Genomic DNA, 20,467 nt, shown 5'->3' with positions numbered 1-20,467 from the left:
AGCGTCCATCCTGCCTGCTGAAAATTCCATGCTGAAAGTCGACCTGCACTGCCATTCCAATGTTTCCGACGGCGTTCTCGCGCCAGCGGACGTGGCCGCTTACGCCGGCAAGAGTGGCGTGAATGTATGGGCGCTGACCGACCATGACGAAATCAGCGGCGTGAAGGCTGCGCGGCAGGCGGCCACGACGCTGGGCATGCGTTTCGTGGCGGGCGTCGAGATTTCGGTGACCTGGGCCAACGAGACGGTGCACGTCGTCGGGCTACAGGTCGATGAAAACAACCCTGCGCTGATCGCCGGCCTGGCCGCAACCCGCAATGGGCGCGAAAAAAGGGCCCGCGAAATGGCGGCGCAGCTCGAGCAGGCCGGCATTCCCACGCCGTATGAAGGCGCGCTGCGCTACGTCGCCAATCCCGACCTGATGTCGCGCACCCATTTTGCGCGCTACCTGTGCGAGATCGGCGTCTGCACGACGACGTCCGACGTGTTCCGCCGCTTCCTCACCGAAGGCAAGCCGGGTTATGTGCCGCATCGCTGGGCCACGCTCGGCGAAGCAATGGGCTGGATCCAGGGGGCGGGCGGCATCGCCGTCATCGCGCATCCGGGCCGCTACCGCTTCAGCGACACGGCCCAGGGCGCACTGTTCGATGAATTCCGCCAGCTGGGCGGCACTGCCATCGAGGTGGTCACCGGCAGCCACACGCCGGACCAGTACGGCACCTACGCCGAAGTCGCGCGCCGTTATGGTTTTCTTGCATCGCGCGGCACCGACTTCCACGCGCCCGGCGAATCGCGGGTCGAGTTCGCCGAACTGCCCCCATTGCCATCTGGCGTGACGCCGGTCTGGCACGACTGGTTCTAACCCTCCCTGGCGTCTGACTGTACGGCTGCCGCTTCTGCGGCTGGCCGCGTTACGCCTTTTGCTTTCCTATTTTTATAAAGAATTTGCCGACTAGCTCTTGTAAAAGCCGTTTTATACTCCAATTGGAGTATATGCAGCGTATGGAGAGCACAATGAAAGCAGTTTTACCCCAACAGAAACTCCCCGACAGCGACAAGGTCACGGTCAACGTTGGCCTGGTCGACCTGGCCCAGGTGGACTTGCTCGTCGAGGAAGGGTTCTATTCCAACCGTACCGATCTGGTGCGCACGGCCATTCGCAACCTGCTCACGCAGCATGCCGACGTGATCCGCCAGACCATCGTGCGCAAGCGCTATGTGATGGGCCTGTACCGCTACTCGGTGCAGGAACTCGAACAACTGGTGGCAGAGGGTCAGCAACTGGATATCCATGTGCTGGGCCTCGCGGTCATCGAAGACAACGTATCACCCGAACTTGCCCGGAATGCGATCGCTTCGATCCAGGTCCTGGGCGCCTTTGTTGCATCACCTGCCGTGCGCGCCGCGCTGGCAGATCGCACCCTTACCTAGACTGGAATGCTATGAAATCGCTCGACCAATTCATGAACAAGATGATGACCTCTGCCCGCCTCGTGCAGAACAAGGATGTGGCCTCGGCCACCGCCACGATCCAGCAAGCGCTGGCGCAGGCCGGCCTGATGCCGGGGCAGGGGCATGGACAAGGGCAGAGCACCGCACCTGCCAGCAAGGACGCTACGGCATTTGTGGACATCAACCCGGCGCCGGATTGGCAAGCCCAGCTGCGCAAGGGTCAGGCCGCCATGCGCGCCGCCGGCGTCGGTGTCGGCATTGGCATGCCTCAAGATGACGATGTGGCGGTCATGGACGACATCGCCGGTGGCACCTTCACGGCGGGCGTCTTTTCAAACGCCGCCGGCCGCCGCCGCTACAAGCTGTACATTCCGTCGCAACCGGCGACCGCGCCGCGCCCGCTGATCGTCATGCTGCACGGCTGCACGCAGAATCCCGACGATTTCGCGCTCGGCACCGGCATGAACCGGCTGGCCGAAGAAGCCAACTGCCTCGTGCTGTATCCGGAGCAGGACAGCGCGTCGAACCGCACCCAGTGCTGGAACTGGTTCGAGTCAGGCCACCAGGCGCGCGATGCGGGCGAACCGGGCATCATTGCCGGGCTGACGCGGCAAATCGTCAAGGAACACGGCGCCGATCCGGCGCAGGTGTTTGTGGCCGGCATGTCGGCGGGCGGGGCGATGGCGGCCGTGCTGGGCGCCGAGTATCCGGACCTGTTCGCGGCAGTGGGCGTGCACTCCGGTTTGCCGGCCGGTAGCGGGCGCGACATGATCACCGGCTTGCAGGCCATGAAGAAGCCGGCCAAGGGGCGCACCTTGCGCGAAGCAGTGCCTGTCATCGTGTTCCATGGCAGCACCGATCACGTGGTGACGCCGGCCAATGGCGACGCCGTGCTGCAGCAGTATGTGGGCGCTCACGCCGGCCTGCACGCTGCGCCGCTGAGCGTGCGCCACGACGATGCCGCCCATGGCGGGCGCCGTTGCCGCCGCAGTGTCTGGCGCGATGATGCGGGCCGGGCGATGGCGGAGCAGTGGGTCGTGCAGGGCGCAGGGCATGCCTGGGCCGGTGGCAATGCGGCAGGATCGCATACCGATGCGGCGGGGCCATCGGCGTCGAAGGAGATGCTGCGCTTCTTCCTGGGCGCACAACGCTGATACGGCAGGCACGCGCGACTGTGCCCTTGAATTTTCCGACAGGCAGCCCAATATTGGCATCCTGTCATTAATTCAGGAGTTGTCTGCCATGAAGCGCATTGTTCTTTTCCTCGCCACCAATCTTGCCGTCGTCCTGGTGCTGTCGCTGGTCATGAACGTGCTCGGTCTTGGCCGCGCCGTCTCGGCGCAGGGCATCGACTTCGCTTCGCTGGCCGTGATGTCGCTGGTCATCGGCTTTACCGGTTCGTTCATCTCGCTGTTGATCAGCAAACCGATGGCCAAATGGTCGACCGGTGCGCGCGTGATCGAGCAACCGGCCAACTCCACCGAGCAATGGCTGGTGGACACCGTGCGCCGCCTGGCCGAACGTGCCGGCATCGGCATGCCCGAAGTCGCCGTCTACGATGGCGAGCCAAATGCGTTCGCCACCGGCGCGTTCAAGAATTCGGCGCTGGTCGCCGTTTCTACTGGGCTGCTGCAAAGCATGAATCAGGATGAAGTCGAAGCCGTCCTGGGCCACGAAGTCGCCCACATCGCCAATGGCGACATGGTCACGCTGACGCTGATCCAGGGCGTGGTCAATACCTTCGTCGTGTTCTTCGCGCGCGTGGTCGGCTTCTTTGTCGACAAGGTGCTGTTCCGTAAAGAGGGCGACGCGCCCGGCATTGGCTATTACGCGACCGTGATGGTCTGCGAAATCCTGTTCGGCCTGCTGGCCTCGATCATCGTGGCCTGGTTCTCGCGCCAGCGTGAATTCCGCGCCGACGCCGGCGCCGCCAAGCTGATGGGCAGCCCGGTGCCGATGCAGCACGCGCTGGCCCGTCTGGGCGGCTTCGCGCCGGGCGCGCTGCCGAAAGCGATGTCGGCCTCGGGCATTTCCGGCAGCGGCGGCGGCTGGGGCGCGCTGTTCTCGACCCACCCGCCGATGGAGCAGCGTATTGCCGCGCTCCAGTCGCTGCCTAACCAATAACAAGGACACCATCCATGGGCCAGTTTTTCCAGATCCACCCTGAAAACCCGCAAGCGCGCCTGATCAAGCAGGCCGCGCAGATCGTCAGCGCCGGCGGCATCGTCGCGCTGCCAACCGATTCCGCATACGCACTCGTCTGCCGGCTGGACGACAAGAACGCGGTCGAGAAGCTGCGCCGCATTCGTGGCGTCGATGACAAGCACCACCTGACGCTGCTGGTGCGCGACCTGTCCGAGGTGGCACAGTATGCGCGCGTGGATAACACGCAATACCGCCTGCTCAAGGCCACGATGCCGGGGCCGTACACGGTGATCCTGGAGGCCACGCGCGAGCTGCCGCGGCGCCTGTCGCATCCATCGCGCAAAACGATTGGCCTGCGCGTGCCCGAAAACCGCATCACGCTGGCGCTGCTCGAAGAGCTGGGCGAGCCGCTGATCGGCACCACGCTGCAACTGCCGGGCGACGAGCACATGCTGTCCGATCCCGATGAAGTGCGCGAGCGCCTCGAAAAGCAGATCGAACTGATCATCGACGGCGGCGCCGGCATGCTGGAAGCCACCACCGTGATCGACCTGACCGGTCCCGAGCCGGTGCTGATTCGCGAGGGCAGGGGCGACCCGGCGGCGTTCGGCCTGTAATCAACCGGGCTGCAGCCTGCAAGGCTGCCTTAAGTATTCCACCGGTCAAGTACGCGCCGCGCTCTGATAGAATCAGCCCCCATGGAAGAAACGATTCGCACCATCGCGGTGTATGCGCTGCCGGTCCTTTTTGCAATCACGCTGCACGAAGCCGCCCACGCCTACGCCGCCAAGTACTTTGGCGACAATACCGCCTATTCGCAGGGGCGCATGAGCCTCAACCCGCTGGTGCACATCGACATCTGGGGCACGATCGTGATCCCCGTTCTGATGTTCCTGTTCACGCCGTTCGTGTTCGGCTATGCCAAACCGGTGCCCGTCGAATTCGGGCGTCTGCGCAATCCGAAGCGCGATATGGCGTGGGTATCGCTGGCCGGCCCGTTTGCCAACTTCGTCATGGCCGTGCTGTGGCTGATCCTGGGCGTGCTGCTCGTATTCTTCCAGGTCGGCGAAGAATTCCCGCACAAGATGGCGCAGGCCGGCATCGTCGTCAACCTCTTGATCATGGCCTTCAACCTGCTCCCGATCCCGCCGCTCGATGGTGGCCGGGTCGTGACGGCGATGCTGCCGCATCGCGCGGCCTATGCGTTTGCCCGCATCGAGCCATACGGCTTCTTCATCGTGCTGGCGCTGGTCATGCTCAGGGTCGTCGGCTACTGGCTCACGCCGGTGATGGCGCTGGGTGGTTATCTGGTGCAGCTGGCAGCCACGCCCTTCACGTTCTTCCTGCTCTGAGCCGATGACCACCGGCACACATATGGCGGCCTTGCCCGCGTCGCCCTGGGTAGCGCGCTTCGCACCGCTGGCCAGGCCAGGCGAAGCGCTTGATCTGGCCTGTGGCAACGGGCGCCACACGCGCCTGCTCGCGGCGCAAGGTTTCCAGGTGCTGGCCGTTGATCGCAATCCGGCTGCGCTGGCCGCCAGCGCGGGCGAGGGCGTGACGACCTTGGCCTGCGATCTCGAAGCCGATGGCGCAAGCTGGCCATTCGAAGCAGGGCGCTTTGCCGTCATCGTCGTTACCAATTACCTGCACCGGCCGCTGTTTGCGCAGATCGCGGCCAGCCTGCGGCCCGACGGGATCCTGATCTACGAAACCTTCGCGCAAGGCAACGAGGTCTATGGGAAGCCGTCGAATCCGGCGTTCCTGCTCGCGCCCGGCGAACTGCTGGCGCTGGCCCATGATGGCGGTCTGCAGGTGCTGGCGTATGAGGATGGCCACGTTGAGCGGCCCCATCCGGCGCAGGTGCAGCGCCTGTGCGCCGCCGGCCATGCGTACCGCAAAACCGAGGCCTGGCTCGACCATATTGTGGTCAGGAATGAACCATAGGGGCGGGCTATCCGCTACAATCAGATTTTTAAATGAATGGCACGGTCCAAAGATTATGATTAAGGGCAGTATCGTAGCAATCGTCACCCCGATGTTCGAAGATGGCACCGTCGACCGCGATTCCCTGCGCGCGCTGATCGACTGGCACATCGCCGAAGGTACCGACGCGATCGTCATCGTGGGCACGACCGGCGAATCGGCGACCCTGTCGCCGGAAGAGCATTGCGAACTCGTCAAGCTGGCTGTCGACCATGTCGCCGGCCGCATCCCTGTCATCGCCGGCACCGGCGGCAATTCGACCGTGGAAGCCATTGCGCTGACCCGCCATGCGAAAGCCGTCGGCGCGGACGCGTCCCTGCAGGTCGTGCCGTACTACAACCGGCCGACGCAAGAGGGCATGTACCGCCACTTCCGCACGATTGCCGAAGCCGTCGACTTGCCGATCATCCTGTACAACGTGCCGGGCCGTACCGTGGCCGACATGGCCAACGAGACCGTCGCGCGTCTGGCGCCGATCGAGAACATCGTCGGCATCAAGGACGCCACCGGCAATATCGGGCGCGGCATCGAACTGCTCAAGATGGTCGATAAATCCTTCGCCGTGTACTCGGGCGACGATCCGACCGCGATGGCGCTGATGTTCTGCGGCGGCGCCGGCAATATTTCGGTGACCGCCAACGTGGCGCCGCGCGCAATGCACGAACTGTGTGTGGCTGCCATGAACGGCGACATCGCACGCGCGCTCGAGATCAACAACCGCGTGCTCGGCCTGCACGCCAGGCTGTTCGTCGAACCGAATCCGGTGCCCGTCAAATGGGCGCTGGCCGAGATGGGCAAGATGCCGGCGGGCCTGCGCCTGCCGCTCGCGCCGCTGTCCTCCCAATACCACGAGATCGTACGTGCCGCCCTGGTGGAAGCCGGCGTTCATTCCCCATCCTGAATCCGCAAGGGTTCGGGTTACTGACCTGATATCGAACGACATGACTATTCGCAAGACTAAGAATTCAAACGGCGCATCCCTGATCAACGCTCCTGCCGCCGCCCGTGTGCTCTCGCTCACGGTCATCGCGTTCAGCCTGGCAGCCTGCACCACGATTTTCAGTGGCGACAAAGTCGACTACAAGGGTACCAAGAAGGCCGCACCGCTGGACGTGCCGCCCGACCTGACCAAGCTGCAGCGCGACAACCGCTACGCGATTCCGGATGGCCGTGGCGTTGCCACCGCATCCGAATTCCAGCAGGGCCAGGCCGCAGCGGCTGCCGGCGGCGTGCCGTCGGTTGCCGGTATGTCGGCATCCGGCCAGCCGATCGGCCCGATCTCGACCGACGCTGTCAGCGTGCAGCGCAATGGCGACCAGCGCTGGCTGGTGGTCAAGCAAACGCCTGAACAGCTGTGGCCGCAACTGCGCCAGTTCTGGGAAGAGCAGGGCTTCGCGCTCGAGACCGAGTCGGCCACCACCGGCACCATGGAAACCGCCTGGGTCGAGAACCGCTCGAAGATTCCGCAAGACTTCGTGCGCCGTGCCATCGGCCGCGTGTTCGACAGCGCCTACTCGACCGGCGAGCGCGACAAGTTCCGCACGCGCCTCGAGCGCCTGCCGGATGGCTCGACCGAGATCTGGGTCAGCCACCGCGGTGCCGAAGAAGTCCTGACCGGCCCACAGAGCGAAACCACGACCTGGACCGTGCGTCCCAACGATCCGGGCCTGGAGTCGCAATACCTGAGCCGCATCGTCGCTCTGCTGACGGGCGCGAAGGAAGTCGCTCCAGCCGAAGCCATGGTCGCCAACGCGCCGCTGGCGCCACAGCATGCCAAGCTGGTGGGTGACAAGGTCGAGGTCGATGAAGGCTTCGACCGCGCATGGCGCCGTGTCGGCCTGGCACTGGATCGCGTCGGGTTCACCGTCGAAGACCGCGACCGCGTGCAGGGCATCTACTTCGTGCGCTATGTCGATCCGGATGCAGGCGAGACCAAGTACGGCTTCTTCAAGCGCCTGTTCACGTTCGGCAAGTCGGAAGATGACGCGAAAGAAGCGCAGCGCTACCGCGTGCTGGTCAAGGCCGCACAGGGCGCGAACGTGAGCGAAGTGTCGGTGCAGACCAACGACGGCAAGGCGGAAACGTCGCCGACGACGACCAAGATCCTGACGCTGCTGAACAACGAGCTGAAGTAATCCTCGTTGCAGCAACAAGAAACCGGCCAAGTGGCCGGTTTTTTTACGCTTGTTGTCATGGTATCCAGTAGGGTGGACGGGTTGCCCGTCCACGCGTTCGAAAGCAACAGACGTAAAAAAACCGGCCCGCAGGCCGGTTTCTTCATACCGAGTAACGAATTACTTGGTGGTAGCAGCAGCGTCAGCAGCTTGGGTAGCCGAGGTCTGAGCAGCGGCAGCAGCGTCGGTTGCGGTCGAAGCAGCAGCAGCTGCGTCGGTTGCAGCAGCGTCAGCAGCAGCAGCAGCTGGAGCGGTTGCGTCAGCAGCTGGCATGGTTGCGTCAGCAGGAGCGACGACAGCAGCTGGGGTTTCGGTCACTGGTGCGACTGGAGCTTCTTCTTTCTTAGCGCAAGCAGCCAGGGTAACAGCGAACAGGGAAGCGATCAGCAGGGATTTTTTCATGGTTTTTTCCTTAGTATTTACAAAAGTAGAACTACTTGATACGAATAATAATTACCGGTAATTATTTCTCGATGGAATTCTCGTGCCTTCACAAATAGCAAGACTGCCACGGGCGCAACGGAACCTTCCTGATTGATATTATAGACAATTTTACAGTTTCGCAATAGCTAACACATGCTCTGGTGTAAGAATTTTCCGCTTTGATAAGCTTTATATTGTTACAAGATGCTACGCAAATAGCGAAACACCTGAGAATTAACTCCTGAGCAACTAATTGTGCTTTTCGTAGCGTCCTTACAACCCAGTAGTCGTCGGGTGCAGTGTCGGTCGGGAAGCTTCCCAGATCGCTTCGAACCGGTGGTGGGGAATATCCACGGCGCGGGAATCGTCGAAGTTGGCTTCACCACGCATGTGGTCGCTGTGAAAGCGGCGTACCACGTGCTGCTCGTCGGCGATGCAGAACGAATCGGTCAGCTGGCGCAGGTTCTTCGGGCTCTGGCGGCATTCGCAGGCGTGACCGTAGTCGCGCAGCAGACGCAAAAAACGCGGGAAGTGGCGCTCGATGTGGCCCGGCTCGTGCAGAGCCAGACGCAAGGTGCCGCCCCGTTGCAGAAAAGCGCGCAGCGCGGCATCTACCTGAATGCCGCCCAGCGCGAACACCGCACCATCCGGATCGAACAGGCGCAGGCTGTGCTGCGCGGCCGCCACGACGGCGAGAAACTGCGCCTCGCAGTCGCGCCGGGTGTCGAACGGGATGGCGCGCGCATCCATCGTCAGCCCAGTTCGACCCAGCCGTCCTGGTACCAGGCGTACAGCGATTCGGTGACGTCGTCGGTGGCTTTGCCGAGTGTGGCGCCATCGATGCGGCGGTCGTTGGCCAGCACGTCCAGCACCACCTTGTCGGCGCGGCCGGCAGCCAGCGATTCGCCATTGATGAACACGTTCTTGCCGCGGTACAGCATCAGCGTCTTGCTCGAGAGCTTGACGCCGCGCTTGGCTGCCGTTTCCATGAAACGGCCGAAGGTCAGCGGTTTGGCGGGCGGCGTGAAGAACACATTGTGCTTTGGCTCGGACATGTGCTCGCCGAGGAAGATGGTGACGTCTTCTTCATCCCAGCGCACCTTGTTGAGTTCTTCGGTGACGGTGGCTAGCATGTGCTTTGGGATCTCGGCCGGGTTCTTTGTTTCTTGCAATTCAGGATCGGCGTAGCGCCCCGGCAGGTCGATGGAATCGGCCATGAATTGCAGGAAGGATTCGCCCAGTTCCTGGAACGACGGCGAACGGAAGCCAATCGAATAGGTCATGCATTCGCCTTCGGCGATGCCGTCGTGCGCGTAGTGCGGCGGCAGATACAGCATGTCGCCCGGCTCGAGCACGAATTCTTCTTCTGGCTCGAAATTGGCCAGGATCTTGAGCGGCAAGCCTTCGATGATCGTCAGGTCTTGCTGCGCGCCGATGCGCCAGCGGCGCTTGCCGTGCGCCTGCAGCAGGAACACGTCGTACGAGTCGTAATGGGGGCCGACGCCGGCGCCATCGGTGGCGAAGCTCACCATCAGGTCGTCCAGGCGGGCGTCCGGCACGAAGCGGAACTGGCGCAGCAGCTCGTCGGCACGCTCGTCATGCAGGTTCACGCCCTGGACCAGCATCGTCCAGTTCGGCTCGCTGCGGGCGGGCAGGTCGGTGAGGGGACCGTGCTGCATGTCCCACTCGCCGTCGCGCAGCGAGACCAGGCGCGATTCGACATGGTTCAGTGCGGCCAGCTCGGCCAGCTTCTCGAACTTGAGCAGCGGTTTGAAGCCGGGGATGGCGCCACGGATCAGCAGCGGCTTCTTGTGCCAGTAATCGCGCAGGAATTCAGCAGGGGAAAGATTCCCCAAAAGCGGTAATTTTTTCATGCGACATTATAACCAGCCGAAGCGGGGCCTGAACCCATCGAGAGTATAATCCGCAGCTCACAATGAAAGGATGGACGATGAAGATTGCTAAAGACACAGTCGTGACGGTTAACTATAAACTGTCGGATGCCCAGAACAATCTGATCGAGGAGGGCTCCCAGCCGATGGTGTACCTGCACGGCGGCTACGAGAATACCCTGCCGAAGATCGAAGAAGAGCTGGACGGCAAAGAAACCGGCTACGCCTCGACGATCCAGGTGGAGCCAGACGACGCGTTCGGCGACTACGAGCCAGAGCTGGTCAAGGTCGAAGAGCGTTCGCGCCTGCCGGAACCGATCGAAGTCGGCATGCAGTTCGAAGGCGTGGCCGAAAACGGCGACGACGAGCCGGTGATTTTCACCGTCACCGAAATCGCTGACGACAAGGTCGTCCTGGATGGCAACCATCCACTGGCCGGCATGGCTCTGCGCTTTGACCTGTCCGTGGTCGACGTGCGCGCTGCGACCGCCGAAGAAATCCAGCACGGTCACGTGCACGGCGCTGGCGGTCATCATCACGAGATCGATGACAGCGATGATGGCGATCACTTCCGTACCCAGCCGCTGCAGTAATCCGGCTGGAGCGCGGCCACCGCATCACGCGGTGGCCGCGCTTGTAATTTCTGTTCTACTGCTTCGCGTCCACCACCGTGAACGCCGCATCTTTCCCCAGCATCACATTCACCTCGACCGCCTTGGTTCCCACTGACAGCTGTCCCAGATTGCCTTTCCACGCGATCTGCGGCTTGTGGCCACCCGGCGCGTCACTGTCGACGAGCAGCACCTTCCCATCGAACTTGACGGCCTGCGCCTGGATCTGACGCCGCGCTGCCTCGAACCCGTCGCGTTCGACCGGCGCGCGCCGCAGCAAGCCGCGCAAACCCGCGGGCTGGTCGAGATGGAACGGGCGCACGGCCCCTTCCGAGAACAGCACCAGCGCCTGCGCCTTGTCGCTGCGCGCCATCGCGAACAGGCGGTTCAGCCAGAAGCGGTTGGCCACCGCCCGGTCTTCGTATTCGCTGTTGCGGCCAGCGGCCGGCAGAAAATGGTTGTTCGCAGCCGGCATATTGATCGTGGCGTACATCACCTTGTCCACTTTCCAGTGCGCGTTTTCGGCGTAGCTGCGAAAACGCGGACTGGCCGACAGCTGCGTCAGATGGATCTTGGTCGCGCCAAGCGATTCGGGTTCGCCGTAGAGCAGTTCGCGCAGGCGGTTCAGGCGCTCGATCGCATTGGTGCGCTTGGCCGAGTTGCGGCAGCCGGTCCAGTCGCTGCCGGACAGCGACACGATCACGGGCCGCTTCGCATGCTCGAACAGGTCGCGCCGCTGCAGGTACAGCTTGTCGCCGCAGCTTTCGTTCTCGCCCTTGATGCCGGTGAGGACCACGAATGACACCGACTTTTCGGACGAGTCAGCCAGCGCCCGCTTCAGACGGGCGTCGCTGTCGGCGCGCGCGTCGTTGCCGACCACGGCGAAGCGGTGCGTGGGGCGCTCTTCCTTGTCCTTATCCTTGGCTTGGCCCGCCAGCGGCGCGCAGGCAAGCAGCGTCGCCAGCAGCGCGGCGTGGACAATGACCGGACGCGGGATCGACATCAGGCAGCCAGCCGTTTCAGCTCGTACAGCCGCTCGAGCGCTTCGCGCGGCGTCAGCGCGTCCGGATCGATGGCGTCCAGTGCATCGCGCAGGCCGTCATCCTGGACTTCCGCCACGGCTGGCGCCGGGGTGTCGTCGATATCGTGCTCGGGCAGCGGCGCGGCGAACAGGTCGCGCTGCGGCGTGCCACCTGCGGCCTGCGCCTCCAGGCGCGCCAGGTGCTTGCGCGCGGCCTTGATCACCGGTTGCGGCACGCCGGCCAGTTGCGCCACCTGCAAGCCGTAGCTTTGCGACGCCGGACCATCCTGCACTGCATGCAGGAACACGATGCTGTCCTTGTGCTCGACCGCCGACAGGTGCACGTTGTAGGCGCTTGGGTACGATTCCGGCAACTGGGTCAGCTCGAAGTAGTGGGTCGCGAACAGCGTGAAGCTGCGGCTCGTGTCGATCAGGTGGCGCGCGATGGCCCACGCCAGCGCCAGGCCGTCGAAGGTCGACGTGCCGCGCCCGACTTCATCCATCAGCACCAGCGAATGCTCGGTGGCGCCGTTGAGAATCGCGGCTGATTCGGTCATCTCGACCATGAAGGTCGAGCGGCCATTGGCCAGGTCGTCGCTGGCGCCGATGCGGGTGAAGATGCGGTCGATCGGACCCAGCGTGGCTTCGGCCGCCGGCACATAGCTGCCGACATACGCCAGCAGCGTGATCAGCGCGACCTGGCGCATGAAGGTCGATTTACCGCCCATGTTCGGGCCGGTGATGAGCAGAAGGCGACGCTCGTTCGAGAAGCGGCAATCGTTGGCAATGAAGCGCTCGATCTGGTTTTCCACGACCGGATGGCGGCCTTCGACGATGTTCAGGCACGGCGCATCGACCAGCTGCGGTGCGCACCAGCCATGCCGCAGCGCGTGGCTGGCCAGGGCCACGAGCACGTCGACCTGCGCAATGGCGCGCGCGATCGTCTGCAGGACGCCGATGTGCGGCGCGAGCTGGGCCAGCAAGTCGTCGTACAGGATTTTCTCGCGCGCCAGCGCGCGGTCCTGCGCCGAGAGCGCCTTGTCTTCATAGGCCTTGAGTTCGGGCGTGATGTAGCGTTCGCAGTTCTTGAGCGTCTGGCGGCGGCGGTAATCGTCCGGCACCTTGGTCGCCTGGCCGTTGGTCACTTCGATGTAGAAGCCGTGCACGCGGTTGTACTCGACGCGCAGGTTGGCGATGCCGGTGCGGGCGCGTTCGCGTGTTTCAAGGTCGACGAGGAACTGGCCGGCATTCTCGGACAGCGCCTGCAGCTCATCGAGTTCAGCGTCATAGCCGCGCGCGAACACGCCGCCATCGCGGATCATCGCGCTTGGCTCTTCGAGCACGGCGCGCACCAGCAGGTCGAGGCAATCGGTGGGCGTGGCCAGGTCGTCATGCAGGTCGCGCAGCAGCGACGTATCGCCCGGCACGAAGCAGCGCGCCACCAGCTCGCGCAGCATCGGCAAGGCCTTGAGTCCATCACGCAGGCTCGCCAGGTCGCGCGGGCGCGCGCTGAGTAGCGCCACGCGCGTCGTGATGCGCTCGATGTCCGGCACCTGCGCCAGCGTTGGCGACAGGTTGTCGATGGCATCCGCCTGCAGCAGCGCGGCGATCGACTGGTGACGGCTGCGCGCGATCGACTGGTCGCGCCGCGCATGGTGCAGCCAGTGGCGCAGCATGCGCGAACCCATCGCCGTGCGGCAACCGTCGAGCAGCGAAAACAGCGTTGGCGATTCTTGCCCGCGAATGGTCTCGGTCAGTTCCAGGTTGCGGCGGGTGGCGGCATCGAGACCGATGTATTCATTTTCGTTCTCGCACGCCAGTCCGCGCACATGCTGCAACCCGCGACCCTGCGTGGACTGCGCATAGCGCAGCAGCGCGCCGGCCGCGCCGAACGCGGCGCCCAGGCCATCGGCGCCAAAGCCGGTCAGCGTGGCGACCTTCAACTGTTCAAGCAGCGCGCCATGGCCCTTGACCACGTCGAAGTGCCATTCCGGCATGCGCTGGGTGTGGACGGTGGACGCGCCATCGTCGAACATGTCGCCGCAATCGGCGCGCAGGATTTCGGCCGGCGCGATGCGCTCGAGTTCATGCGCCAGACGCGCCTCGATGGCGCGCGCGTCGCCCGAAAATTCCATCAGGCGCAGATTGCCGCTGGCCAGCGACAGCCAGGCCAGACCGGCGGTGACGGTCTTGCGCTGGGTTTGCAGGCACAGGGCCAGAAGCGGACGCTCGGCTTTTTCGGGCAGCAGGTCGGAATCGGTCAGCGTACCGGGCGTGACGACGCGCATGACCTTGCGTTCGACCGGGCCTTTCGACAGCGCAGGATCGCCGATCTGCTCGCAGATCGCGCACGACTCGCCCAGCTTCACCAGCTTGGCCAGATAGCCATCGAGCGAGTGGAACGGCACACCGGCCATCTTGATCGGATTGCCCTCGGACTTGCCGCGCGCGGTCAGCGTGATGCCCAGCACGCGCGAGGCTTTTTCGGCATCGTCAAAAAACAGTTCGTAGAAGTCGCCCATGCGGTAGAACACCAGCATGTCGGGGTAGTCGGCCTTGATGCGCAGGTATTGCTGCATCATCGGGGTGTGCTTGTCGGTCGCGCTGTTCTTGACGGCTGCGGCGTTGATTTCAGTGGGAACGGTGGTCATTTCTTCGGATTGGGTACGGCGAGGCAGAGGCTGGCCAGAGCTGCGTATTTTACCGCGATTGATGCTGCGCGCGCGGCACAGCCGGGGTCACAGCCGGGGTCAGGTCTGACATTCGGACACGAGCTCAGCTTTAGCACAGCCGGGGTCAGGTCTGACATTCGGACACGAGCTCAGCCTTAGCCACTTCCATTGGTGCCTTTTCCTGATCAGCACGGCGCCGTGTCAGCTAGTTCCGACTGCTCTACTGTCGAGATCGTGTCCGAATGTCAGACCTGACCCCGGCTTTTTGCGGGTCGCGCGACATCACGCGTAGGCTAGCGTGCCTTCGACGGCCACGCGATCGCTGCTCAGTACGACAAAACTGCCGGGGACTTCGCAGGCCAGCAACGTTGCGGAAGCACCGAGCGTCACGGCGCGCTTGAAGCGGCATGTCAAGCCCTTGACGCGACGATCGGTCGATTGCTCGAACGCCGCGCAGACGCGCGCCATCGTTTCCATGCCGTGGATGATTGGCGCGTGCATCCCCATCAGCCGCGCACTCCATGGCCACAGATGAATGGGATTCCAGTCGCCGGACAAGGCCGCATAGCGTCGCCCCGCATCCGCGGTCACGACCCATTCTCCGACGACGTCACCCACCGGTGCGACCGAAGGTGACGCGGGCGCATGCTTGGCGCGTTGCCCGCGTTTGATCAGGTATCGACTGGTGCACGTGAAGACCGTTTTCCCATCGGCACTTGCCACCGTCTCCAGCACGCATTCGACGGCCCCATTGGCTCGAGGTTCCGGCATCGATAATGTCGTCACGAGTACCAGCGGTGCATCAGTGCGTACCTCGCAATGCATCACGAGGTCGTTCGACACATGAATCAACCCGACAATCCGAAACGGCATCGCCCGATCCAGCATCGTGGCCAGTTGCGCGCGCTGCGCCAGCAGATAGAGATAAGTCAGTGGCACGGGGCCGGGTGGGAAGCCGAATGCGTTGCTGTAGCGCCACACGTGATCCGCATCGATCCGGTCCAGCCGGTAACTGGCCTGGACCGGTTGCGCCGACGGCCGCGCGGGCCGCTTGAACAATGCCCGCAGCAGCGGCCAGGCACTGGCCCTGGGCAGGGCAGGGAGGGATGACGGGGACAGGCTATTCATCGACGCAGCATACCGCGTCGCCGCCCGTCCCCGGAAACACAACAACGATACTCAGGCTGCTGCCTTGACCCGCGCCGTAATGTGCGCCAAGGCCTCGTCAACCTGATCGATCAAAATCAGGCACAAGTCCCCATCTTCCAGACGCGAGAGCGCCCGGTCGATCGCCACGAATTCGCCGTTGATTTCTTCGACGTGGCCCGTGCGGGTTGCATTGCTCAACCCCGCGCGCAGCAGCGCAATGACTTCGCCATCGGCGCGGCCACGCTGGCACTGATCCTGATACAGCAGCACGTCGTCAAACGCCGCGCCCAGGATTTCGGTCTGCTGCGTGATGTCCTGGTCGCGACGGTCGCCGGCGCCGCTGATCACCACCGAGCGGCGCTTGGCGGGCATGCTCTCCACCGCATTGACCAGCGCGGCGATCGCATCCGGGTTGTGGCCGTAATCGGCGATCACGGTCGCGCCCTTGTAGTCGAACACGTTGAAGCGCCCCGGCGCATTGTCGCTTTCGCCGACAAAGGTCTTCAGGCCCAGGCGGATCGCGTCCCAAGACGTGCCCACGCCCCACGCCGCAGCCACCGACGCCATCACGTTCTCGACTTGGAAGCCCACTACACCGCCGCGCGTGATCGGCACTTCCTTCAGGTCGATGCGTTCGATGAACGACTCCTGCGCCGCCACCAGATAGCCGTCTTCGACGAAGACGACGCGGCGGCCCTGGGCGCGGTGCATCGCCATGACGGGATTGCCCACGTCCTGCGCGAAGAACGTGACGTCGCCGCGCGTTCTTTCGGCCATCGCCGCCACGGTCGGATCGGCGGCGTTGAGTACCGCCATGCCGCCCACGGCCACGTTCTGCACGATCACGCGCTTGAGTACCGCCAGGTCTTCGAGCGTGGTGATGTAGTTCAGGCCGAGGTGGTCGCCCGAGCCGATATTGGTCACCACCGCGACCTGGCACTTGTCGTAGGCCAGGCCTTCGCGCAGCAGGCCGCCGCGCGCCGTTTCGAACACGGCGGCATCGACGTCGGGGTGCAGCAGCACGTTGCGCGCGCTGCGTGGGCCGCTGCAGTCGCCGCTTTCGATGCGGCGGCCTTCGATGTAGACGCCGTCCGTGTTGGTCATGCCGGTGCGCAGGCCGGACGCCGTGAGCAGGTGCGCGATCAGGCGCACGGTGGTCGTCTTGCCGTTCGTGCCCGTGACGGCCACGATCGGGATGCGACCATCGTCGCCGTCCTTGAACAGCGTGTCGACGATGGCTTCGCCGATCGGGCGCGGTTTGCCGAACGATGGCGCCAGGTGCATGCGCAGGCCCGGCGCGGCGTTGACTTCGACGATGCCGCCGTTCTGGTCCTCAATCGGTTTGAGGACGCTGTCGCAGACCAGGTCGACGCCGCAGATATCCAGGCCGATCATGTGGGCGGCAGCGACGGCGCGCGCCGCGACTTCGGGGTGCACGTCGTCGGTGACGTCGGTGGCCGAGCCGCCGGTGGACAGGTTCGCGTTATTGCGCAGGACGACACGCTGGCCGATGGCGGGCACCGAGTCCGGCGTCAAGCCGTTCTGGGCCAGCGTGCCGATGGCGATGTCGTCGAAGCGGATCTTGGTGAGCGACGTGCCATGGCCATCGCCGCGGCGCGGGTCCAGGTTGACCTGTTCGACCAGTTGGCGCACGCTGCGCTCGCCGTCGCCCACCACCTGCGGCGGTTCGCGGCGCGCGGCGGCCACCAGCTTGTCGCCCACCACCAGCAGGCGGTAGTCGTGGCCCGGCAGGTAGCGTTCGACCAGGATGTCGTCGCGGAATTCGCTGGCGGCCTTGAAGCCGGCGTCGAGCTGTTCGCGCGTGGTGACGTTGACCGTCACGCCCTTGCCCTGGTTGCCGTCCTTCGGCTTGATCACGACCGGCAGGCCGATTTCCATCGCGGCGGCCCAGGCGTCGTCAGGGTCGGAGACACCGCGGCCCTGCGGCACCGGCACGCCGGCAGCGTCGAGCAGCTTCTTGGTCAGTTCCTTGTCTTGCGCGATCGATTCGGCAATCGCACCGGTGGCGTCGATCTCGGCGGCCTGGATGCGGCGCGCGCGGCTGCCCCAGCCGAACATGACCATGCTGCCTTCGGTCAGGCGCCGGGACGGGATGTTGCGGGCCACGGCGGCCTGCACGATCGAGCCGGTCGATGGCCCAAGGCGCACGTCTTCGTCCGTCGCGCGCAGTTGCGCCAGCGCGGCGGGCACGTCGAACGGCGTGTCGTTGCGGGCCGCTTCGATCAGTTGCTGCGCGAGTTCGAGGGCCTGGCGGCCGACGTCTTCTTCGCTGTATTCGACAACCACTTGGTAGGTGCCGCTTTCCAGCGTGGCGGTGGTGCGGCTGAACGTTACCGGGCAGCCGGCTTCGGCCTGCAGGTGCAGCGCGACCAGTTCGAGCACGTGGGCCAGCGGGATCGTTTCATAGTGGCCGAACGGCTGCAGGCCGCCGATCTGCGGGAAGCGCACGCGCAGGCGCGATTCGAAACCGGGCAGTTCGCCGATCGATTCTTCCTCAGGCGTGCACGTCACGATCGCCTCGACCGAGGTGTGGTGGCTCCAGAGATTGGGGCCACGCAGGGCCCGTACGCGAGATACTTCCATAAACCGTCATTCCTTTCGCGGGCCGCGCACCGTGCGCACATGCGCGGGGGCGGGCGCCAGGCCCGGCAGATTGCCGGGCAGAGTCATTCAATGTGTCGTTTGTTTTGGTGTCGCGTCGAAGGCGCGCAGACCGCCGCACAGCAGGTCGCTCGGCACGCCGAGCGCCCACGCCGCCGCGACTGCCGCCAGCACGTTTTCGGGGTACTTCACGGTGGACGGCTTCATGGTGTCCAGCGTGTTCAGGCGCGTCTCCGCGTCGCCTTCGGCCAGCATGATGCGTCCGTCACGCACGAACACGACGCGCTCGCCCGCCGCGCGGTGCGCTGCCAGCACCGCATGGTGTTCGTCGAAAGCGTAGAAGATCACGCCGCCGTCGCACAGTTCGGCCAGCGCCGCGACCTGCTCGTTGGCGGCGTTGAGCACGGCCACGCCGTCCGGCAGGATCACGTCGACCTGGGTGCGGATCACGTTGCGCAGCGCGTCATCGTCATGGATATGGAACTCTGCCAGGTCGGCCAGGCCCGCCATGTCGGTCACGACGCCCACGGTGCAGCGGTCGTACGGCAGGCCGTCCTGCAGGATGGAGCGGGCGTTCGATTCGAACACCGCCGTCTGCACGTTACGGTTGATCAGGATGCGCTGGCCGGCTTCGACGGATGTACTGTCGCGGTTCGAGATCACGCGCGCATTCAGGTACAGGCCTTCGCCGTTGGCCACGCCGACCTCTTTGCCGGTGATGTTGACCAGGCAGCCGATCAGGCGCGTGATCAGGCTGCAGCCGAGCGAGCCGGTCACGCCGACCACCGGGATGCGCGCCGTGTCGTCCGGTGCGAACAGGTGCTCGATGATGTCCTTGCCGACGTTGCGCGCGGTGCCGCTGGCCGGCTTGGTATGGGCCAGCAGGCCCGGGCTGGCGTTCACTTCGATGATCGCGCCGCGTTGTTCGGCCAGCGGGCGGCTGATGTCTTCGCACACCAGGTCGATGCCGGCGATGTCCAGGCCGACGATGCGGGCGGCCAGCGCTGCGGCGTGCGCGACCTCCGGGTGGAGCTGGTCGGTGACGTCGTCGGCGACGTTGCCGTTCATCTGGATCAGCACCTTCTGGCCGGCAGGCGGCACCGTGTCGGGCGTGAGGCCCTGGCGCTTGAGCTGCAACTGGTTTTCTTCGCTCTTGCGCGGTTCGACAGGGCTGAGCGGGAATTCTTCGCTTTCGCCGCGGCGCGGGTCGATATTGATCTGGCTGTCGCACAGCTCGGCCACGTTCTGGCGGCCGTCGCCCGTTACCCACAGCGATTCGCCGCGCGCGACGGCGACCACCTTGCGGCCGACGACCAGCAGGCGGTGCTCGCTGCCCGTGATGAAGCGCTCGACCAGCACCGAGCGGCTGTCGCCTTCTTCGGATGCGATCACGTAGGCGGCGCGCACTTCGGCTTCGGTGTTCAGGTTCAGCGAGACGCCGCGGCCGTGATTCGCGTCGACCGGCTTGACAACCACGGGCAGGCCGATGTCGGCAGCTTCTTCCCAGGCTGCGTCGGCGCTGCGCGCGATGGCGCCTTCGGGCACCGGCACGCCGCACGAGGCGAGCAGGTTCTTGGTCATGTCCTTGTCGCTGGCGATGCCTTCGGCAATCGCGCTGGTGCGGTCGGTCTCGGCGGTCCAGATGCGGCGCTGCGCGGCGCCGTAACCCAGTTGCACCAGATTGCCGTCGGTCAGGCGGATCGACGGGATGCGGCGGTCGGTGGCGGCGTCCACGATGTGCGCCGTCGACGGGCCCAGGCACAGGCGGTCGACCATGTCGGTCAGGCGCACAAGCGCGGCAGGCAGGTCGAACGGCTCGTCGTTGATCGCGGCCATCATCAGGCGATGGCTGACGTCGAGCGCGGCGCGGCCGACGACGTTGTCGCGCGTGCGGAAGGCCATCTTGTAGACGCCATGTTCGCCGGTGGAGCGAGTCTTGCCGAAGCCGGTCTTCATGCCGGCCAGGCTCTGCACTTCGAGCACGACGTGTTCGAGGATGTGGCCGGCCCAGGTGCCTTCGTTCAGGCGCTCGATGAAGCCGCCGTGGTAGCCGACGCCGCAGTGGTGCTCGATCAGGCCCGGCAGCCAGGTGGTCAGGCGCGTCGTGAACCCGGGGAGCAGATTCGAGGGATAGTCTTCCAGTTCGCCGATGTCGAGCCAGGCCTCGATCACGGGCCGATAGGTCCAGATGTTTGGTCCCGCCAGATAATTGATGCGCAGGAATTTGATGTCGTTCTTTTTCGTCATGTAAATACGTTGGTCACCTGGCGCTACTCCCACACCGGCGACTTATCCTTGTATGCCTGAGGTGTCACTACGTTAG

The 20,467-nt window shown here is 64.5% G+C and carries 18 protein-coding genes; 10 read left to right on the top strand and 8 right to left on the bottom strand.

Annotated features, from left to right (window positions below; all coding sequences use genetic code 11):
- Positions 1–28 precede the first annotated feature (28 nt).
- From AC1MGT_RS05305 to bamC, 9 genes are all read left to right on the top strand, one after another.
- Complete coding sequence (locus AC1MGT_RS05305) at positions 29–862, top strand: 3',5'-nucleoside bisphosphate phosphatase (RefSeq protein ID WP_499503302.1); 834 nt, start codon at positions 29–31, stop codon at positions 860–862.
- 152 nt (positions 863–1,014) lie between these two features.
- A complete protein-coding gene (locus tag AC1MGT_RS05300; RefSeq protein ID WP_229424778.1) occupies positions 1,015–1,431 on the top strand; it encodes a ribbon-helix-helix domain-containing protein in 417 nt (138 codons plus the stop codon).
- A gap of 11 nt (positions 1,432–1,442) precedes the next feature.
- Positions 1,443–2,606, top strand: coding sequence for an extracellular catalytic domain type 1 short-chain-length polyhydroxyalkanoate depolymerase (locus tag AC1MGT_RS05295; protein ID WP_499503301.1), 1,164 nt, complete (start codon positions 1,443–1,445; stop codon positions 2,604–2,606).
- A gap of 88 nt (positions 2,607–2,694) precedes the next feature.
- The gene (gene htpX / locus AC1MGT_RS05290; protein WP_258835197.1) at positions 2,695–3,576 is read left to right on the top strand and encodes a protease HtpX; all 882 of its coding nucleotides are present in this window, start codon (positions 2,695–2,697) and stop codon (positions 3,574–3,576) included.
- Between the two features lie 14 nt (positions 3,577–3,590).
- A complete protein-coding gene (locus AC1MGT_RS05285) occupies positions 3,591–4,214 on the top strand; it encodes an L-threonylcarbamoyladenylate synthase (protein WP_183555570.1) in 624 nt (207 codons plus the stop codon).
- An 81-nt stretch (positions 4,215–4,295) separates the two neighbouring features.
- Positions 4,296–4,949 carry a site-2 protease family protein gene (locus AC1MGT_RS05280; RefSeq protein ID WP_332531464.1) on the top strand — a complete coding sequence of 218 codons (654 nt, stop codon included), beginning with the start codon at positions 4,296–4,298 and terminating at the stop codon, positions 4,947–4,949.
- Between the two features lie 4 nt (positions 4,950–4,953).
- Complete coding sequence (locus tag AC1MGT_RS05275) at positions 4,954–5,541, top strand: class I SAM-dependent methyltransferase (protein ID WP_499503300.1); 588 nt, start codon at positions 4,954–4,956, stop codon at positions 5,539–5,541.
- A gap of 55 nt (positions 5,542–5,596) precedes the next feature.
- Complete coding sequence (gene dapA / locus AC1MGT_RS05270; protein WP_499503299.1) at positions 5,597–6,481, top strand: 4-hydroxy-tetrahydrodipicolinate synthase; 885 nt, start codon at positions 5,597–5,599, stop codon at positions 6,479–6,481.
- A gap of 40 nt (positions 6,482–6,521) precedes the next feature.
- Entirely contained in the window at positions 6,522–7,715 is a 1,194-nt protein-coding gene (gene bamC / locus AC1MGT_RS05265; RefSeq protein ID WP_499503297.1) for an NlpB/DapX family lipoprotein, read from the top strand.
- Between the two features lie 159 nt (positions 7,716–7,874).
- On the opposite strand, the gene AC1MGT_RS05260 is transcribed toward bamC, so the two are convergent.
- The 3 genes from AC1MGT_RS05260 to AC1MGT_RS05250 all read right to left on the bottom strand — a co-directional run bounded on the left by AC1MGT_RS05260 (position 7,875) and on the right by AC1MGT_RS05250 (position 10,051).
- Positions 7,875–8,156 carry a hypothetical protein gene (locus AC1MGT_RS05260; RefSeq protein ID WP_183555566.1) on the bottom strand — a complete coding sequence of 94 codons (282 nt, stop codon included), beginning with the start codon at positions 8,154–8,156 and terminating at the stop codon, positions 7,875–7,877.
- A gap of 294 nt (positions 8,157–8,450) precedes the next feature.
- Positions 8,451–8,927: a DUF7931 domain-containing protein gene (locus tag AC1MGT_RS05255; RefSeq protein WP_499503296.1), complete on the bottom strand. Its 477-nt coding sequence runs from the start codon at positions 8,925–8,927 to the stop codon at positions 8,451–8,453.
- Between the two features lie 2 nt (positions 8,928–8,929).
- Positions 8,930–10,051, bottom strand: a complete 1,122-nt coding sequence (locus AC1MGT_RS05250; RefSeq protein ID WP_499503295.1) for a JmjC domain-containing protein — start codon at positions 10,049–10,051, stop codon at positions 8,930–8,932.
- A 77-nt stretch (positions 10,052–10,128) separates the two neighbouring features.
- On the opposite strand from AC1MGT_RS05250, the gene AC1MGT_RS05245 reads away from it, so the two are divergent.
- Positions 10,129–10,662 (top strand): FKBP-type peptidyl-prolyl cis-trans isomerase, encoded by a 534-nt coding sequence (locus AC1MGT_RS05245; RefSeq protein ID WP_183555563.1) that lies wholly within the window; start codon positions 10,129–10,131, stop codon positions 10,660–10,662.
- A 55-nt stretch (positions 10,663–10,717) separates the two neighbouring features.
- Here the strand turns inward: AC1MGT_RS05245 and AC1MGT_RS05240 are convergent, their stop codons facing one another.
- The 5 genes from AC1MGT_RS05240 to AC1MGT_RS05220 all read right to left on the bottom strand — a co-directional run bounded on the left by AC1MGT_RS05240 (position 10,718) and on the right by AC1MGT_RS05220 (position 20,391).
- Positions 10,718–11,683, bottom strand: coding sequence for a hypothetical protein (locus tag AC1MGT_RS05240; protein WP_499503294.1), 966 nt, complete (start codon positions 11,681–11,683; stop codon positions 10,718–10,720).
- A complete protein-coding gene (gene mutS / locus AC1MGT_RS05235; RefSeq protein ID WP_499503293.1) occupies positions 11,683–14,352 on the bottom strand; it encodes a DNA mismatch repair protein MutS in 2,670 nt (889 codons plus the stop codon). Before mutS ends, AC1MGT_RS05240 begins: the two co-directional genes overlap by 1 nt.
- A 303-nt stretch (positions 14,353–14,655) precedes the next feature.
- The gene (locus AC1MGT_RS05230) at positions 14,656–15,501 is read right to left on the bottom strand and encodes a MaoC family dehydratase (RefSeq protein WP_499503292.1); all 846 of its coding nucleotides are present in this window, start codon (positions 15,499–15,501) and stop codon (positions 14,656–14,658) included.
- Between the two features lie 51 nt (positions 15,502–15,552).
- A complete protein-coding gene (cphA, locus tag AC1MGT_RS05225) occupies positions 15,553–18,126 on the bottom strand; it encodes a cyanophycin synthetase (RefSeq protein WP_499503291.1) in 2,574 nt (857 codons plus the stop codon).
- Between the two features lie 87 nt (positions 18,127–18,213).
- On the bottom strand, positions 18,214–20,391 hold the full coding sequence (locus AC1MGT_RS05220) for a cyanophycin synthetase (RefSeq protein ID WP_499503290.1): 2,178 nt from the start codon (positions 20,389–20,391) through the stop codon (positions 18,214–18,216).
- Positions 20,392–20,467 lie beyond the last annotated feature (76 nt).

Source organism: Telluria sp. BA11 (assembly GCF_056680305.1).
The sequence above is the reverse complement of the archived record's forward strand: the minus strand, read 5'-3'. Positions and strand labels throughout refer to the sequence as shown.

What these genes read in the sequence shown, in the direction of transcription:
- htpX (WP_258835197.1), top strand. Translation starts at nt 2,695, where the DNA reads ATGAAGCGCATTGTTCTTTTCCTCGCCACCAATCTTGCCGTCGTCCTG.
- cphA (WP_499503291.1), bottom strand. Translation starts at nt 18,126, where the DNA reads ATGGAAGTATCTCGCGTACGGGCCCTGCGTGGCCCCAATCTCTGGAGC.
- AC1MGT_RS05275 (WP_499503300.1), top strand. Translation starts at nt 4,954, where the DNA reads ATGACCACCGGCACACATATGGCGGCCTTGCCCGCGTCGCCCTGGGTA.
- AC1MGT_RS05305 (WP_499503302.1), top strand. Translation starts at nt 29, where the DNA reads ATGCTGAAAGTCGACCTGCACTGCCATTCCAATGTTTCCGACGGCGTT.
- mutS (WP_499503293.1), bottom strand. Translation starts at nt 14,352, where the DNA reads ATGACCACCGTTCCCACTGAAATCAACGCCGCAGCCGTCAAGAACAGC.
- AC1MGT_RS05245 (WP_183555563.1), top strand. Translation starts at nt 10,129, where the DNA reads ATGAAGATTGCTAAAGACACAGTCGTGACGGTTAACTATAAACTGTCG.
- AC1MGT_RS05260 (WP_183555566.1), bottom strand. Translation starts at nt 8,156, where the DNA reads ATGAAAAAATCCCTGCTGATCGCTTCCCTGTTCGCTGTTACCCTGGCT.
- AC1MGT_RS05220 (WP_499503290.1), bottom strand. Translation starts at nt 20,391, where the DNA reads ATGACGAAAAAGAACGACATCAAATTCCTGCGCATCAATTATCTGGCG.
- AC1MGT_RS05280 (WP_332531464.1), top strand. Translation starts at nt 4,296, where the DNA reads ATGGAAGAAACGATTCGCACCATCGCGGTGTATGCGCTGCCGGTCCTT.
- AC1MGT_RS05300 (WP_229424778.1), top strand. Translation starts at nt 1,015, where the DNA reads ATGAAAGCAGTTTTACCCCAACAGAAACTCCCCGACAGCGACAAGGTC.
- AC1MGT_RS05240 (WP_499503294.1), bottom strand. Translation starts at nt 11,683, where the DNA reads ATGTCGATCCCGCGTCCGGTCATTGTCCACGCCGCGCTGCTGGCGACG.
- AC1MGT_RS05285 (WP_183555570.1), top strand. Translation starts at nt 3,591, where the DNA reads ATGGGCCAGTTTTTCCAGATCCACCCTGAAAACCCGCAAGCGCGCCTG.
- dapA (WP_499503299.1), top strand. Translation starts at nt 5,597, where the DNA reads ATGATTAAGGGCAGTATCGTAGCAATCGTCACCCCGATGTTCGAAGAT.
- AC1MGT_RS05255 (WP_499503296.1), bottom strand. Translation starts at nt 8,927, where the DNA reads ATGGATGCGCGCGCCATCCCGTTCGACACCCGGCGCGACTGCGAGGCG.
- bamC (WP_499503297.1), top strand. Translation starts at nt 6,522, where the DNA reads ATGACTATTCGCAAGACTAAGAATTCAAACGGCGCATCCCTGATCAAC.
- AC1MGT_RS05230 (WP_499503292.1), bottom strand. Translation starts at nt 15,501, where the DNA reads ATGAATAGCCTGTCCCCGTCATCCCTCCCTGCCCTGCCCAGGGCCAGT.
- AC1MGT_RS05250 (WP_499503295.1), bottom strand. Translation starts at nt 10,051, where the DNA reads ATGAAAAAATTACCGCTTTTGGGGAATCTTTCCCCTGCTGAATTCCTG.
- AC1MGT_RS05295 (WP_499503301.1), top strand. Translation starts at nt 1,443, where the DNA reads ATGAAATCGCTCGACCAATTCATGAACAAGATGATGACCTCTGCCCGC.